Raw genomic sequence first — 14404 nt, forward strand, 5'->3', positions numbered from 1 at the left:
CGAGAGTCGTCTCAATAAAAACGAAACCACAGGGGTGTAGCTCCAATTGGCAGAGCAGCGGATTCCAAATCCGCGTGTTGGGAGTTCGAATCTCTCCACCCCTGCCACCTTATAAAGCCTCGACAGCAGTGTCGGGGCTTTTTCATACTAAGTCCAGCAAATGGCTGTATCTGTTATCGTTTCGCAGAACTTTCCTAGAGTAAGTGATTCCCCCTTTCGTTCCTGATATGATCTTGGCTTGATTAAGTTAAAACCGGAAGTTATTTATGCCACACCTTCGTTTCCGAGCTGTAGAAAAACAAACAGTCCAAGCGTTATCAGAAATACTTGTTGAAACTTTGCAACCTTTAATGGAATGTCCACGTGAAGACTTTACTTTTGAATACATCGAGAGCACTTTCTTTGGTGAAGGGCAGCCAAGTCTGGCGTACCCTTTTGTCGAAGTTCTGTGGTTTGATCGCGGCCAGAAAACACAAGATGCTGCGGCCAAAATTATTACACAGCATGTTCGTGGGTTAGTGGGGAGCGATATCGATGTTGCTGTCATTTTCTCAGCACTTAACCCAAATGCCTACTATGATAACGGTGATCATTACTAAGAGTGAGCAGCTGATGAATTTGAGAGTATTAGTCTGGTTGGGCGTTCTATTTTCCTCCTCTGTTTTTGCTACGTTATGGGAGCAAGCCTCGGAGCCCACAATCAATTCCTCAGCTTCGATCGGTAGTTACGCAAATGGTTGTTTAGATGGTGCGCAAGCTTTACCCTTGCAAGGGATGGGTTATCAGGTACTCCGTAGTCAAACTCGACGATATTATGGCCACCCTAATGCAATTACATTTTTGCTGAAACTTGGAAAAAAAGCTCAACAAGATCTCGATACTCACCTGCTGATTGGTGATATGTCATTGCCTCGTGGAGGGCGTTTTTCTTCCGGTCATTCTAGTCATCAAACTGGTTTGGACATTGATATTTGGCTTAGGTTAGCAGACGTTCCTTTGTCGGATAATGAGTTAAAGATACCGAGGCCCCTCAGTGTTGTTGATCTTAAAAACTATCGAATACTGGATAAAAACTGGGATCCTCGTCATTTTGAACTGATTCGCTATACCGCCTCCCAAGATGATGTGGCACGAATTTTTGTTCATCCAGTAATAAAGCAGCAGTTATGTGCACAAGAAAGTTCTTCAAACAGAGATTGGCTGCGAAAAATACGCCCATGGTGGGGACACCATTATCATTTTCATGTTCGGCTAAAATGTCCGACATCAAGTTCTAACTGTATTGAACAAAGCCCTCCACCTGCAGGAGATGGGTGCGGGAGGGAACTTGAAAGTTGGCAGCCTAAACCAACCTTAATACCTAATAAAGTTATTAAAAATACCATACCTAAACCGAAACCTAAAAAAGTGCTACCTGATAAGTGTTCAGAGATTATACCTGTTGAATAATTTGTTTAGATGAGTCAGCCTTTGGAATTATCACTTTTGATAAAAATGTCATTATGGACTACATTTAATATCTATCAGGTTTTTAATGTGCTATTCAGTAGCAAAAAAGCTGTTGATGTAATTTGGTTCAACCTATGTTGAGCCTTTTTTGTCTTTTAAATTCTCTGAGAATATAGGACTTGCTAATACGGAATGGGTGGTTACTTTGGTATAAGTTAAATCGCACGACAATGAAATATGCCAATACTGGATATGGTCATGACAATGATTTGCGCAAAAGAATTTGCTGATTGGTTAAAGTGTCGATTTAGTAACGATCAAGCAGGTGTGTTTTTTACTCGACATGATCTAAACCAATTAACAGGGCGTCAGCGTTTAGACCCTAGCTTTATCAATGATGTGCATTATGAGTTGATGAAATACAAGATGGCTTTTGTCACAGATACCAGCAGAGAATATTTTTACTTATTACCCATTGTTCATGTAGAAAATTGGCGTGAGAAACTAGGGCATCACTTTGAAAAAGAACTCTTTTGCAAAATATTGCCAAGCAGCGACCCTATGGACTAAGCCCAGTTTTGACTGGGCTTTTTTTATGCTAACCCTTGAATAATGACAAACTTTTCTAGCAGTTGCTCTTCCGTTTCGACATTATTGGGGTCAGTGATGATGCATTTGGTAATAGGGCACACAGACTGACAGGTCGGCTTTTCATAGTGGCCTTTACATTCCGTACATAAATTTGGATCAATCTCAAAAATGCTTTCACCCATGCTGATGGCTCCATTGGGACATTCTGGATCACACATATCGCAGTTTATGCATTTATCGGTAATGAGAAGTGCCATATTTACTTACCTGTCGGGTTTCGCGTATCTTGGCCCGTGTTTAGGTTTCGCATTAATAGTCCGTATTCTAGGTCCATATCTTGTGGGACTGGAATAAAGACAAAATGGCCGTTACCTTTTGCATCGTCAACGGACTGAGATTTACGGTTTTCCATGGTTTCTAATGTGAAGACTACATTACCTTTTGGCGTCATAAGTTCGAGGCTATCCCCAACTAGGAACTTGTTTTTTACTTCTACTTCAGCAAGATCGCCACGGCGTTTACCTGTGAACTCTCCAACAAACTGCTGAGAATCTGATACCGAGTAGCCATAATCGTAATTCTGATAGCTGTCATGAGTATGACGGCGAAGGAAGCCTTCCGTGTAACCTCGGTGAGCAAGACTCTCTAGAGTGCCCATGAGGCTTTGGTCAAATGGCTTTCCTGCTACAGCGTCATCAATCGCTTTGCGGTAGACTTGGGCTGTTCGAGCGCAATAGTAGAATGACTTTGTACGTCCTTCGATTTTCATTGAGTGGACGCCTATTTTTGTCAGCCTTTCTATATGTTGAACAGCACGAAGATCTTTAGAGTTCATGATGTAAGTACCATGCTCGTCTTCAAATGCTGCCATCTTCTCTTCTGGGCGATGGCTTTCTGAAAGTAGGACAACTTCGTCAGTGGGCTTACCACGGCCAATGGTTGTTTCAGGACGATCCTTTTGAACTTCAATCGCTTGAGCTTGTTTTGGATCAAACTGTTCAACAATTTGGCCAGCTTCGTCTTCCTTTCCTTTTTCTACATTGTATTCCCAACGGCAAGCATTGGTACATGTACCTTGGTTAGGATCTCGTTTGTTCATGTAACCAGATAAGAGACAACGACCAGAGTAGGCCATGCACAGTGCCCCATGAACAAAGACTTCTAGTTCTGTTTCAGGGCAATGTTCACGGATTTCTTCGATTTCTTCTAAAGAGAGTTCACGAGAGACAATCACACGCTCAATACCATTTGCCGCCCAAAACTTCACAGTTGCCCAGTTTACTGCATTTGCCTGAACAGAGAGGTGAATTGGCATCTCTGGAAAAGCTTCTCTTACCATCATAATTAAGCCAGGATCAGACATGATTAAAGCATCTGGCCCCATTTCTACAACAGGTTTCAGGTCACGAATAAATGTTTTTAGTTTTGAGTTGTGCGGTTGGATATTACAAACAACATACAGTTTTTTGCCTAAAGCATGAGCCTCGTCGATACCAATTTTTAAGTTCTCATGATTAAACTCGTTATTACGTACACGAAGACTGTAACGAGGTTGGCCAGCATAGACGGCATCAGCACCATAGGCGAATGCGTAACGCATATTTTTCAGGCTTCCCGCGGGAGACAGTAGCTCGGGGGTGAACTTTTTCTCTGTTGTCATTGCTCTATTCTCTTGTTGTCTGATCACAAATCAGGTCAGTTCCACCAAGTGGAAATGGGGCGCAAATTTTACGCCAAAATGTGACTTGTGACTAGGGGAATTATAGCTCAGAGAGAAAAACACCCTCAAAAAAAGTGAGGGTGTTGTGATTGAACTTTGTTCAGTAGCCTTTAAGCATTAGGGTTTGGTAGGCCACCTAGAGACTCATATAAATTAGGCAGGAATGCACTGAATTCACCACACATGAGAGAAAAGTCTGCATCAAATCGTGCGGCTCTGTCTTCACGTGGAATATCATCATTTTGATCTTTTAATTCATCAGAGAATTTAAGACGTTTGATACCAGCGTCTTCTGTCATGATAAACTCGATGCGGTCTTGCCAGTTCAACGCCAGTTTTGTTACGACTTTGCCTGCTTCTATGTGATTGCGAATTTCATCGGTTATTAACTCTTGCTTTTTACAGCGTATGATTCCGCCTTCCTCTAATAGAGACTTAAGTTCTGCTTCATCCATCATGGCAATACCTTGCGGAGTTTCCCCTGTCTTCACCCATTCAGTCAGGGTGGTTTCGATGGCGGTTTCTGGGATCGCTGGTATAACAGGAAGGCTGCCCATCGTTTTGCGCAGTAATGCTAATACATCCTCTGCTTTTTTGTAGCTGCTTGCATCGACAAGGATAAATCCTGTTTTTGGCATGATGAGCACATAAGTATGGCTACTGCGGCTAAATGCTCGAGGCAGTAGATCCATAATAATATCGTCTTTGAGGTTGTCTTTTTCTTTCTTTTTTAGTGGACGACCTTCTTGCATTTCCATTGCTTCAATTTTTGCATTCAACGAATCTTTTATCACGGATGCTGGTAGCATCTTCTCTTCTTTTTTAGCGCAAATGAGAATATTGTTTTCGGACACGTGTGTCATCATGTCGCCGTTTTTACCCATCGCACTCACCCAACCAAATTTTTGTTTGTCTTGGCTTCCACAAGGGGTAAATTTAAACTCGCTAAGTTGAGTCTCAAGTTGGTCTGCATTGAAATTAACTTCACGGTTAACACGGTATACCAGACAGTTTTTAAACCACATAAATTTTCTCTAGGCTTGATGACAGGAGTTCAATGATATGGAATTTTTTTCCGAATGTCCCAAGAGAATTACTCACAAATAGAAAATGCACAAACATGACTCGATAAATACAGAGTGAGTAGTCAATTAGTGTTATGTGAAAATTTGTTTGCAATAGTCACAAAAGTGTCATAATTGCTGGTAATAATATTGGTGCATAAAGAGGCGTTAGGCCTGGTCATTTACTAGCAAAACTTAAAATAGGGTTATTCAATTATGTCTAGAAGGATTCTGGTTGTTGAAGATGAAGCGCCAATTCGTGAGATGCTGTGCTTCGTACTTGAACAAAAAGGTTATCAGGCTATCGAAGCCGAAGATTATGATGCTGCGGTAACGAAATTAGCAGAACCATTTCCAGATTTAGTCTTGCTAGATTGGATGCTACCAGGTGGAAGTGGCATTAACTTTATTAAACACATGAAGCGTGAGGACCTCACAAAAAATATTCCGGTTGTGATGCTCACAGCACGTGGTGAAGAAGAAGATAAAGTGAGAGGGCTGGAAGTCGGTGCCGATGATTATATTACTAAGCCTTTTTCTCCTAAAGAGCTAGTCGCCCGCTTGAAAGCAGTCATCCGCCGTGTTACCCCCACGGCTCTTGAAGATGTGATTGATGTTCAAGGGCTCAAGCTTGATCCGGTTTCTCACCGAGTCACAGCCAATGATCAAGCGGTGGATATGGGGCCAACAGAATTTAAAATGCTGCACTTTTTTATGACTCACCAAGAGCGTGTTTATAGTCGAGAGCAGTTACTCAATAACGTTTGGGGAACCAACGTGTATGTTGAGGACCGAACCGTGGATGTCCATATTCGTCGTTTGCGTAAAGCACTTGAGGGGAATGAGCATGATAAATTCATTCAAACTGTCCGTGGAGCAGGTTATCGCTTTTCAACAAAAGCATAGCTTGGACAGAGATTGCAGCCTATCGTCTGGAGTCGTTTGTGGTTAAAAGATTAACGTGGAAAAGGCTAGCTTGGGAGCTGGCTTTTTTTTACATGCCCTGGGTTCTTATTGGTTGGGCGACTGGATATTTGTCTTGGATGCTATTGATTGCCACTGCGTTGCAGCTTGGCTGGCATTTACACAACCAAATGCGCTTATCAGCATGGCTGTGGGATGAAAGGCGTTTGACACCTCCATCTGGGCGTGGTCATTGGGAGGCACTTTTTAACGGCTTGTACCGTTTACAACAGCGCCAACGAAAAAAAAGAAAAGAGTTAACCACTTTGATTCGACGCTTTCGCAATGGTGCGGAATCTCTGCCAGATGCTGTCGTAGTTTTTCGGGCGGAAGGGAATATTGTTTGGTGTAACAAATTGGCGCAATATTTATTAGGTTTTCACTGGCCTGAAGATGCAGGTCAACCGATATCCAACCTCATTCGAACACCGGACTTTATTAAATTTCTCAATGACAAAGACTTTTCCGAGCCATTGGAAATGCGCTCTCCACTTAATGCTGAACGAATGTTGGAACTGCGAATTGTTCCCTACACCCAAGGAGAACATCTCATGGTTGTCCGCGATGTGACCCAATTGACTCAGCTTGAAGGGATGAGACGAAACTTTTTTGCCAACGTTTCCCATGAACTACGAACGCCTATGACGGTTTTACAAGGCTATCTTGAAATGACAGAAGACCCAGATATGCTGGTTGGGCCGATGTGGTCTAAGGCTCATGCTGTCATGATGGAGCAGTTGAATCGTATGAACAGTTTGGTTAATCAACTTCTTACGTTGTCAAAAATTGAAGCTGCGCCAATTCATGAACTGGAAGAAGTCGTCAATGTCCCTAACATGCTGGCGATCCTAGAAAAGGAGGCGGTGAGCCTCAGTGGTGATGCGCACCACCAATTAACGTTTGAAATTGATAGAAATTTATGTGTATTAGGAGATGAAGACCAACTTCGTAGCGCAATATCTAATCTGGTGTACAACGCTGTCAAATACACTCCCCCCGGAGCCAAGATCGAAGTTCGTTGGTATCAAAGTTCCGAGGGTGCTTGTTTAGAAGTGGAAGACAGTGGTGATGGTATTGAGGCTCATCATATCCATCGCTTATCAGAGCGTTTTTATCGAGTGGACAAAGCTCGTTCACGAGATACTGGGGGAAGTGGTTTAGGTTTAGCAATCGTCAAACATGCTTTAAGCCATCACGATTCTCATTTGGATATTCACAGTGAAGTTGGGGTAGGCAGTCAATTTTCATTCATATTACCAAACCGCCTTGTGGTTAAATCATGAGCCCTGTTAGAGCGCTACTGGCCATCGCTTTGTTATGGTCTTGCTCGGCTTTAGCACAAGAAGAAAACCTTCCTGCGCCTTATCAACCGACGACGGGGGTGGCGGGTAATTTGTTGTCGGTTGGCTCAGATACATTAGCCGGCATGACAAGCCTTTGGGTGGAAAAGTTTGAATCTATCTATCCTAATATCAATGCTCAAATACAGGCTTCAGGTTCGTCCACGGCGCCTCCAGCATTAACAGAAAACACCGCTCAATTTGGCCCCATGAGTCGCGCTATGCGTATGCGTGAAGTTGAGGCATTTGAGAAGGTACATGGTTATAAGCCGACTGCCTTACGTGTCGCAATTGATGCTATTGGGATTTTTGTTCATCAAGACAACCCGATAAAAGGTTTAAATTTTCACCAAATTGATGCCATGTTTTCGGCCACATTACGTTGCGGTGAAAGCCAGTTTATTACCAATTGGCGTCAGTTGGGTATTGAATCCGATTGGTCCGAGCGAAATTTACAATTATTTGGTCGTAATTCGGTTTCGGGGACCTATGGTTATTTTAAAAGTAATGCACTTTGTGGTGGTGACTTCAAAACTCGTGTGAATGAACAACCAGGTTCTGCTTCTGTTGTTCAGTCTGTAGCATCAACCATTAGTGGGGTGGGCTATTCTGGCATTGGATATCGAGTCGCTGGTGTACGATTGGTTCCGATTGCGAAGTCAGGGCAAGATTACGTCCGCCCAACACGCGAGAATATTCTTTCTGGTCGCTATCCTTTATCGCGTTATTTATATGTGTATGTTAATAAAGACCCTGATAAACCACTCAGTCCGATTGAGGCTGAATTTATTCGCTTTATTTTTTCTGCTCAAGGACAAGCCTTAGTTGCTAAAGATGGGTACGTACCCATCACAGCGAGTTTTGCAGAGCAAGAATTACATAAAGTAGGTCTAGAACCACGCTAATACTAAGTTGTTATTTGAGGCTTACTTTGTAAGGTCTTGTATTCTTTTCAGGTGTTTAGTGTACTCTGTAATATAATTGTCATTTAAATGACCTATTTTTAAGCACAGTTCAACAGGTAGATAGAGCAATGGCACAAGCCGAATTCTCCTTGCAAGAAAGAGACAAAAAGCGACAAGTAAAAGATCGTTTAGTTCGCTTTGCAGTCACGACAGGAGGAATGAGTGTATTAGCGGCGTTGGTATTAATTTTTATTTACCTTGCGATTGTGGTGGTTCCTTTATTCTCGGATGCAAAAATAGACACCAATCATGCTTCACGTGTGACGCTTGGTGGACAGCCTTTAGCGATTGGTATTGATGATTATGCCCAAATTGGCTTTGTATTGACGCCGTCAGGAGAGATACGCTTTCTTCCTATCGATAAACCTAATGCACCAGTACTCTATCAACAACAGATTGCGACTCATCCAGTGGCGTTTGCTCAATCATCAGGAGAAGCCGGATGGATGGGATTCGTTGATGCAAAGGGCAAAGCACACCTTTTTAAACCAGAGTTTAATGCGACTTTAAGAGAGAACGTTCGATTACCAGAAGTTGTTTTACTGCCCTCGAAGATCGATCTGACACTCACCGAACCGACTAATCCAGTTACAGACTTTGCGTTTAGTGTTGATCAGTCAGTACCAACGATAGTATGGCTGACAAAAAATGGTCAGTTACACGCTCGTTGGCAAGACGAGCATGTTTTGAATCGACCGCCCAAGACCATCAATTTTCTTTTTCCTTCTGGCTTGGATAACCCAGATCAAATCCTACTGACTCCAAATAGTGAGCTTTTATATTTACGTTACCGTTCTGAACTGGTCATTTTAACTAAGCAAGAACATCGGTTTTTAGTTCGGGAAGTGGTGGATTTAGTTCAAGGTGATACAGAGCGTTCGATTAAAACCATCGACTTGTTGGCTGGCGCCTATTCATTATTAGTCACCGATGATAAGGGGCAGGTATCACAATGGTTCGACACTCTACAGCAGAACAAGCGCACTTTAACTCATATTCGTGATTTCAAGCTCGCGTCTGAGCTCAAATATATCTTGCCAGATACTCATCGAAAGGGTTTTTTCAGTTTTTATACCAATGGTACGTTGCAAAGCCATTATACGACGAGTGAAAAATTAGCTCTGTTTCAGCGTGCTTATAAGCAAGCGCCCGTAATGGCGGCGATGTCGAATAATGAACGGTTCTTAATCACATGGTTGAATGATGAATTGAGCGTTGCTGTGATTGATAACCCTTATCCAGAGATATCCTTCTCTTCTTTGTGGAACAAAGTGTGGTATGAAGGTTACCCTGAAGCGGAATTTGTCTGGCAGTCGACTTCTGCTAGTGATGATTTTGAGGCAAAACTGAGCTTAGTGCCGATTGCATTTGGGACGATCAAAGCAGCATTATTTGCGATGTTATTTTCTATCCCTATTGCGGTGCTCGGTGCGATTTATACCGCTTACTTTATGTCTCCACAGATGCGCCGAGTCGTAAAACCTTCTATCGAATTAATGGAAGCGCTCCCAACGGTTATCATTGGTTTTTTAGCTGGGTTGTGGTTAGCTCCAATTATTGAGGATCACTTGATTGCGGTATTCGTCCTATTGATTCTGTTACCTATCAGCACTATGGCTGTTGGAGGTGTTTGGGCCTTAATGCCTGCTAAAGTCCGTCACTGCTTGCCTAATGGGTGGCATGCATTGATATTAATTCCATTCATCTTAATGGTTGCTGCTGGTGGAGTTTGGCTCTCTCCGTTGCTTGAACATACTTTTTTTTCCGGTGATATACGCCTATTTTTGACCGAACATGGTATTGGGTTTGATCAACGTAATGCCCTTGTAGTTGGTCTCGCAATGGGGTTTGCTGTTATACCAACGATTTTTACCATTGCAGAGGACGCCATCTTTTCGGTGCCTAAACATTTGTCTGATGGTTCACTGGCATTAGGGGCAACGCCATGGCAAACATTAATTCATGTGGTACTTTTGACCGCAAGTCCAGGCATCTTCTCTGCTATTATGATGGGCTTTGGCCGAGCGGTGGGTGAAACCATGATCGTTTTAATGGCGACAGGTAATACACCGCTAATGGATTGGAACATATTAGAGGGCTTACGCAGCTTGTCCGCGACCATTGCCGTTGAGCTACCAGAGTCGGAGGTAGGCAGCACTCACTACCGTCTTTTATTTTTATCCGCTTTGATTTTGTTTATCTTTACCTTTGCGGTCAATGCTCTGGCGGAATGGGTAAGACAAAGGTTGAGAGAGAAATATCGTGCTTTGTAGTGAATTTATCATTAAGCGAGTATGCGCATGTTAAATTGGGTGCGTTCAGGAGCGCCTTGGATTTGGCTGACGGGAGGCGCAGTGAGTATCAGTTTACTGTCGATACTCGGCCTGCTGTTATTGATTGGCTGGAAAGGGCTTACTTACTTTTGGCCTGCTCCGCTTTATCAGTGGAATGTGACGGAGCTATCCTCTGTACAGAGTGAGGTGTTACCTAGACATTCAATATTAATTGGACAGATTTACGAACGTAGCTTTGTCCCTAGAAGCTATTTACCGAAAGAAACGGCAAGTAAACTTGATGAAGATGAGGAATTTGCAACCAGACTCAGCATAAAAATTGCCAATCGTGAGTTGTATCCTGCTGACTTTATATCCGTTTTAAGCTTCCAACTGGATGAACCTACCACGCCCGTTGATTGGGCCGTGATCGAGCGCAGTAGCGGCGGGTATTTTTTTGGTAAACCGGTTGCTTTTCAATCTGGCCATCAGCGTTATACAAGTGATATGGCTAGTTTAATTAATAATAAACTGAAGAAAGCTCATCAATTGCGTGCTGATATTGCATGGTTAGTGAATCATCCAGTAAAAAAATTAGGCTGGCAGCTAGAGCAATTGAGGTTAAAGCAACGTAAACATGAGTTAAACGGAACATTGACTGCCGAGCGTTTGGCAGGCTATGAACAACAAAAAATACAGATTGAGCAAGAGCTTGCTTCACTGAATGAGCAGTTAGAAAAACTGCGCCAAGAATTATCGAGTGATGTTTTGATTGTTACGGACATGACGGATAAGAAAGTTGAAATTCCCCTGAGCGACATTTTGGATTACTGGTACCCAAATCAAATGTCTTGGACGGAGAAAGCGGTTCACTGGTCAAAACAGGTATGGAAGTTTCTTTCAGAAGCGCCAAGAGAATCCAACTCTGAGGGGGGCGTTTTTCCTGCAATATTTGGTACGGTATTCATGGTTATTATCATGTCTATTATCGTCATGCCTCTCGGCGTGATTGCGGCAATTTACCTGCATGAATATGCCAAAAACAATGGTTTAACACGCATTATCCGTATTGCTGTTATCAACTTGGCAGGGGTTCCTTCAATTGTTTATGGTGTGTTTGGTCTAGGCTTTTTTGTTTATACCATAGGGGCTTCAGTCGATAACCTTTTTTATGCTGAGCAACTTCCTGCTCCGACATTTGGTACGCCGGGCTTATTATGGTCAGCTTTAACCTTGGCCTTACTGACGTTACCGGTGGTTATTGTGACAACAGAAGAAGGATTAACAAGAATTCCCACTTCGGTGAGGCATGCTTCATTGGCATTGGGGGCGACGCAATTTGAAACTCTTTGGCGGGTTATTTTACCAATGGCAACCCCTGCTATTATTACTGGGTTGATATTAGCGGTTGCTCGCGCTGCCGGTGAGGTGGCGCCACTGATGCTAGTTGGTGTGGTTAAGCTTGCTTCAAGTTTGCCTGTTGATGGGCAATTCCCCTATGTGCATTTAGAAAGAAAGTTCATGCATTTGGGCTTTCATATCTATGACGTTGGATTTCAAACTTCCAACATAGAAGCAGCACGCCCGTTGGTATACGCAACGTCGTTTTTGCTTGTGACTGTCATTGTGGGCCTAAACTTAACCGCCATCAGTATTCGCAATAACTTACGAGAAAAATACAGGACTTTAGGACAGGATTAAGCATGTTTAACTTTAATGACTCTTTGGGGTATGAACCGCCATTAGATGTTCATAATTTGACCGATGAACAAACGGCGATATCGATTGAGGCGCTTAATCTTTTCTATGGCTCGACTCAGGCATTACACAATGTATCCATGCGTATTCCTAAAGGACGAGTGACGGCATTTATTGGCCCATCGGGGTGTGGAAAGTCGACACTCCTCCGCTGCATTAACCGAATGAATGATTTAGTTGAAGGCTGCCGAGTCAGTGGAAAAGTCAATCTATATGGAAAGAATGTTTATGATCCTAATGTGGATGTTGCCACTTTACGTCGCCGCGTTGGAATGGTTTTCCAAAGGCCGAACCCTTTTCCAAAATCGATTTATGAAAACGTGGTTTATGGACTACGATTGCAGGGGGTTAAGAACAGCCGTATGTTGGATGATGCTGTCGAACGCTCTTTACGTGCGGCCGCACTTTGGGATGAAGTAAAAGATCGTTTGCATGAGAATGCATTTGGATTATCGGGTGGGCAGCAGCAGCGTTTAGTTATTGCTCGAGCCGTTGCGATTGAGCCAGAAGTTCTTTTGCTGGATGAACCTACTTCTGCATTGGACCCAATATCAACTTTGACGATCGAAGAGCTTATTAATGAACTAAAAAAGCAATACACTGTGGTCATCGTTACTCATAACATGCAACAGGCAGCCCGCGTTAGCGATCATACTGCTTTTATTCATATGGGTGCGTTGGTTGAATATTCAGATGCAGATTCAATTTTCACTTCCCCGATGAAAAAGCAAACGGAAGATTACATTACTGGTCGTTACGGCTAAATGACATGTCGTTACAGAGGAAAACTATGCAATTTGGGCGTCATATATCGGGACAATTTAATGTTGAACTGGAATCCATTCGAACTCATGTGTTAACTATGGGAGGGTTGGTTGAGCAGCAGTTGTCTTTTGCTATTGAAGCATTACACAATGAAAATATTGAACTTGCTCATCAAGTCGTCGCAGATGATCATAAAGTCAATGCAATGGAAGTCTCTATCGATGAGGCTTGCACTCGGATTATTGCTAAGCGTCAGCCAACGGCAAAAGATTTACGTTTAATTATGGCGATCATCAAAACCATTACCGATTTGGAGCGTATTGGTGATGTTGCGGCTCGTATCGCTGATGTGGCTATTAGCAGTACTTCTTCAAAAGAGCGCAAATTCCAAGTATCGCTTGAGCCACTGTGCCGTCAGGCCATTCATATGTTACACCAAGTTCTCGATGCCTTCGCACGAATGGATGTTGAAGCAGCCGCAGCCGTTTATAAGTTGGATGATAAACTGGATGCCGAATATGAAGCCGTGATACGTCAATTAATGACTTATATGATGGAAGACCCGAAAAATATTCCTCATATCCTTCAGGTCATGTGGTCAGCCCGTGCGATTGAGCGTGTAGGTGACCGTTGCCAAAATATTTGTGAATACATTATCTACTTTGTTAAAGGTAAAGATGTCCGCCATTTGGGGGAGCAAAGTATCGATGATTTTCTGAAATAAACACTGGTTAGCGCTAAGAATCATCGTTTCGCGTTATTGCTGATGATACTTGGGCGATACGATCACGGCTTGTTACCGGAATCGAGAAATCATCCACGTCATCTGCGCCCATTTTACTTTGCTCAGCGATAAACGTCATTTTGCTTGGACGCTCGATTTTACCTGAAAGATGAATTTCTTTCACTTGAGTAGAGCGAATTAGCTGTCCTACATTCTCTGCATTTATTCCAGATCCAGCCATAACAGATATTCTACTGTTAGCCTGTTTGACCAAGGCTTTTATCTGAGCAACTCCTTGGTAAGCCGAGGAGGCTAAACCTGAAGTAAGGACTCGCTCACAACCTAATTGGATGATTTCCTCTAGAGCAGTTTGAGCGTTACAGCATTGGTCAAATGCTCGATGGAAAGTTACCCCAAGGCCGAGTTGTTGTGCCAGTTCGCATAAAGTTCTGGTGAAGGGGATATGTACGTGCCCATCTTGAGTTAATACACCGAAGACGACGCCATTTAAGCCAGCTTGTTTCGCAGCTTTAATATCGATGAGCATCGTTTCAATCTCTTGTTCAGAATAGAAAAAGTCACCTTGTCGTGGGCGGATCATTGCGTAGATGGGAACGGTAGACAGTTTGCCTGCCTGTTGCATAAAGCCATAGCTTGGTGTTAATCCACCTAAAGCAAGAGATGAACAGAGTTCGATGCGGGTTGCTCCACCTGCAATGGCATTATGAAGAGATTCAATGTTATCGATACAAACTTCAAGTTGCATGAATAGTTTACCTAACGAGTTTAAAA

13 protein-coding genes, 1 tRNA gene and 2 pseudogenes are annotated in these 14404 nt (G+C 43.0%); 12 read left to right on the forward strand and 4 right to left on the reverse strand.

The window, feature by feature from the left end; translation table 11 throughout:
• The first annotated feature begins 30 nt into the window (after positions 1 to 30).
• From VSA01S_RS13090 to VSA01S_RS13105, 4 genes are all read left to right on the forward strand, one after another.
• A tRNA-Trp gene (locus tag VSA01S_RS13090) sits at positions 31 to 107 on the forward strand.
• A 159-nt stretch (positions 108 to 266) separates the two neighbouring features.
• Positions 267 to 599: a DUF1904 domain-containing protein gene (locus tag VSA01S_RS13095; protein WP_039982432.1), complete on the forward strand. Its 333-nt coding sequence runs from the start codon at positions 267 to 269 to the stop codon at positions 597 to 599.
• A 13-nt stretch (positions 600 to 612) separates the two neighbouring features.
• A complete protein-coding gene (gene mepA / locus VSA01S_RS13100) occupies positions 613 to 1449 on the forward strand; it encodes a penicillin-insensitive murein endopeptidase (protein WP_039982430.1) in 837 nt (278 codons plus the stop codon).
• A 258-nt stretch (positions 1450 to 1707) separates the two neighbouring features.
• Positions 1708 to 2019: a hypothetical protein gene (locus VSA01S_RS13105; protein ID WP_039982437.1), complete on the forward strand. Its 312-nt coding sequence runs from the start codon at positions 1708 to 1710 to the stop codon at positions 2017 to 2019.
• A gap of 23 nt (positions 2020 to 2042) precedes the next feature.
• Here the strand turns inward: VSA01S_RS13105 and VSA01S_RS13110 are convergent, their stop codons facing one another.
• The 3 genes from VSA01S_RS13110 to rdgC all read right to left on the reverse strand — a co-directional run bounded on the left by VSA01S_RS13110 (position 2043) and on the right by rdgC (position 4785).
• The gene (locus tag VSA01S_RS13110) at positions 2043 to 2297 is read right to left on the reverse strand and encodes a YfhL family 4Fe-4S dicluster ferredoxin (protein WP_039982429.1); all 255 of its coding nucleotides are present in this window, start codon (positions 2295 to 2297) and stop codon (positions 2043 to 2045) included.
• Positions 2298 to 2299: 2 nt separating this feature from the next.
• Positions 2300 to 3700 carry a prephenate-dependent tRNA uridine(34) hydroxylase TrhP gene (gene trhP, locus VSA01S_RS13115; protein ID WP_039982427.1) on the reverse strand — a complete coding sequence of 467 codons (1401 nt, stop codon included), beginning with the start codon at positions 3698 to 3700 and terminating at the stop codon, positions 2300 to 2302.
• 170 nt (positions 3701 to 3870) lie between these two features.
• On the reverse strand, positions 3871 to 4785 hold the full coding sequence (gene rdgC / locus VSA01S_RS13120; RefSeq protein ID WP_039982426.1) for a recombination-associated protein RdgC: 915 nt from the start codon (positions 4783 to 4785) through the stop codon (positions 3871 to 3873).
• 255 nt (positions 4786 to 5040) lie between these two features.
• On the opposite strand from rdgC, the gene phoB reads away from it, so the two are divergent.
• The 8 genes and pseudogenes from phoB to phoU all read left to right on the forward strand — a co-directional run bounded on the left by phoB (position 5041) and on the right by phoU (position 13612).
• Positions 5041 to 5730, forward strand: a complete 690-nt coding sequence (gene phoB, locus VSA01S_RS13130) for a phosphate regulon transcriptional regulator PhoB (protein ID WP_021710220.1) — start codon at positions 5041 to 5043, stop codon at positions 5728 to 5730.
• Between the two features lie 38 nt (positions 5731 to 5768).
• Positions 5769 to 7070, forward strand: coding sequence for a phosphate regulon sensor histidine kinase PhoR (phoR, locus tag VSA01S_RS13135; protein ID WP_039982425.1), 1302 nt, complete (start codon positions 5769 to 5771; stop codon positions 7068 to 7070).
• Positions 7067 to 8032, forward strand: a complete 966-nt coding sequence (locus VSA01S_RS13140) for a PstS family phosphate ABC transporter substrate-binding protein (RefSeq protein ID WP_039982424.1) — start codon at positions 7067 to 7069, stop codon at positions 8030 to 8032. Before phoR ends, VSA01S_RS13140 begins: the two co-directional genes overlap by 4 nt.
• Before the next feature lie 128 nt (positions 8033 to 8160).
• Complete coding sequence (locus VSA01S_RS13145; protein ID WP_039982423.1) at positions 8161 to 10365, forward strand: ABC transporter permease subunit; 2205 nt, start codon at positions 8161 to 8163, stop codon at positions 10363 to 10365.
• A 27-nt stretch (positions 10366 to 10392) separates the two neighbouring features.
• Positions 10393 to 10843, forward strand: a pseudogene (locus VSA01S_RS20625) (phosphate ABC transporter permease PstA); the annotation flags it as partial.
• A gap of 119 nt (positions 10844 to 10962) precedes the next feature.
• Positions 10963 to 12066, forward strand: a pseudogene (gene pstA / locus VSA01S_RS13150) (phosphate ABC transporter permease PstA); the annotation flags it as partial.
• 2 nt (positions 12067 to 12068) lie between these two features.
• Entirely contained in the window at positions 12069 to 12887 is an 819-nt protein-coding gene (gene pstB / locus VSA01S_RS13155) for a phosphate ABC transporter ATP-binding protein PstB (RefSeq protein ID WP_039982421.1), read from the forward strand.
• 26 nt (positions 12888 to 12913) lie between these two features.
• Complete coding sequence (gene phoU, locus VSA01S_RS13160) at positions 12914 to 13612, forward strand: phosphate signaling complex protein PhoU (RefSeq protein ID WP_039982419.1); 699 nt, start codon at positions 12914 to 12916, stop codon at positions 13610 to 13612.
• Between the two features lie 13 nt (positions 13613 to 13625).
• Here the strand turns inward: phoU and VSA01S_RS13165 are convergent, their stop codons facing one another.
• The gene (locus VSA01S_RS13165; protein ID WP_039982418.1) at positions 13626 to 14378 is read right to left on the reverse strand and encodes a copper homeostasis protein CutC; all 753 of its coding nucleotides are present in this window, start codon (positions 14376 to 14378) and stop codon (positions 13626 to 13628) included.
• Positions 14379 to 14404: the final 26 nt, after the last annotated feature.

It is taken from the genome of Vibrio sagamiensis NBRC 104589 (assembly GCF_007990935.1).
In the GTDB taxonomy this organism is placed as follows: Bacteria; Pseudomonadota; Gammaproteobacteria; order Enterobacterales; family Vibrionaceae; genus Vibrio; species Vibrio sagamiensis.

Bases quoted from the DNA above. Each gene is read 5' to 3' on its own strand.
- VSA01S_RS13145 (WP_039982423.1), top strand. From the start codon at position 8,161: ATGGCACAAGCCGAATTCTCCTTGCAAGAAAGAGACAAAAAGCGACAA.
- VSA01S_RS13105 (WP_039982437.1), top strand. From the start codon at position 1,708: ATGACAATGATTTGCGCAAAAGAATTTGCTGATTGGTTAAAGTGTCGA.
- VSA01S_RS13095 (WP_039982432.1), top strand. From the start codon at position 267: ATGCCACACCTTCGTTTCCGAGCTGTAGAAAAACAAACAGTCCAAGCG.
- VSA01S_RS13140 (WP_039982424.1), top strand. From the start codon at position 7,067: ATGAGCCCTGTTAGAGCGCTACTGGCCATCGCTTTGTTATGGTCTTGC.
- trhP (WP_039982427.1), bottom strand. From the start codon at position 3,700: ATGACAACAGAGAAAAAGTTCACCCCCGAGCTACTGTCTCCCGCGGGA.
- rdgC (WP_039982426.1), bottom strand. From the start codon at position 4,785: ATGTGGTTTAAAAACTGTCTGGTATACCGTGTTAACCGTGAAGTTAAT.
- VSA01S_RS13110 (WP_039982429.1), bottom strand. From the start codon at position 2,297: ATGGCACTTCTCATTACCGATAAATGCATAAACTGCGATATGTGTGAT.
- pstB (WP_039982421.1), top strand. From the start codon at position 12,069: ATGTTTAACTTTAATGACTCTTTGGGGTATGAACCGCCATTAGATGTT.
- VSA01S_RS13165 (WP_039982418.1), bottom strand. From the start codon at position 14,378: ATGCAACTTGAAGTTTGTATCGATAACATTGAATCTCTTCATAATGCC.
- phoB (WP_021710220.1), top strand. From the start codon at position 5,041: ATGTCTAGAAGGATTCTGGTTGTTGAAGATGAAGCGCCAATTCGTGAG.
- mepA (WP_039982430.1), top strand. From the start codon at position 613: ATGAATTTGAGAGTATTAGTCTGGTTGGGCGTTCTATTTTCCTCCTCT.
- phoU (WP_039982419.1), top strand. From the start codon at position 12,914: ATGCAATTTGGGCGTCATATATCGGGACAATTTAATGTTGAACTGGAA.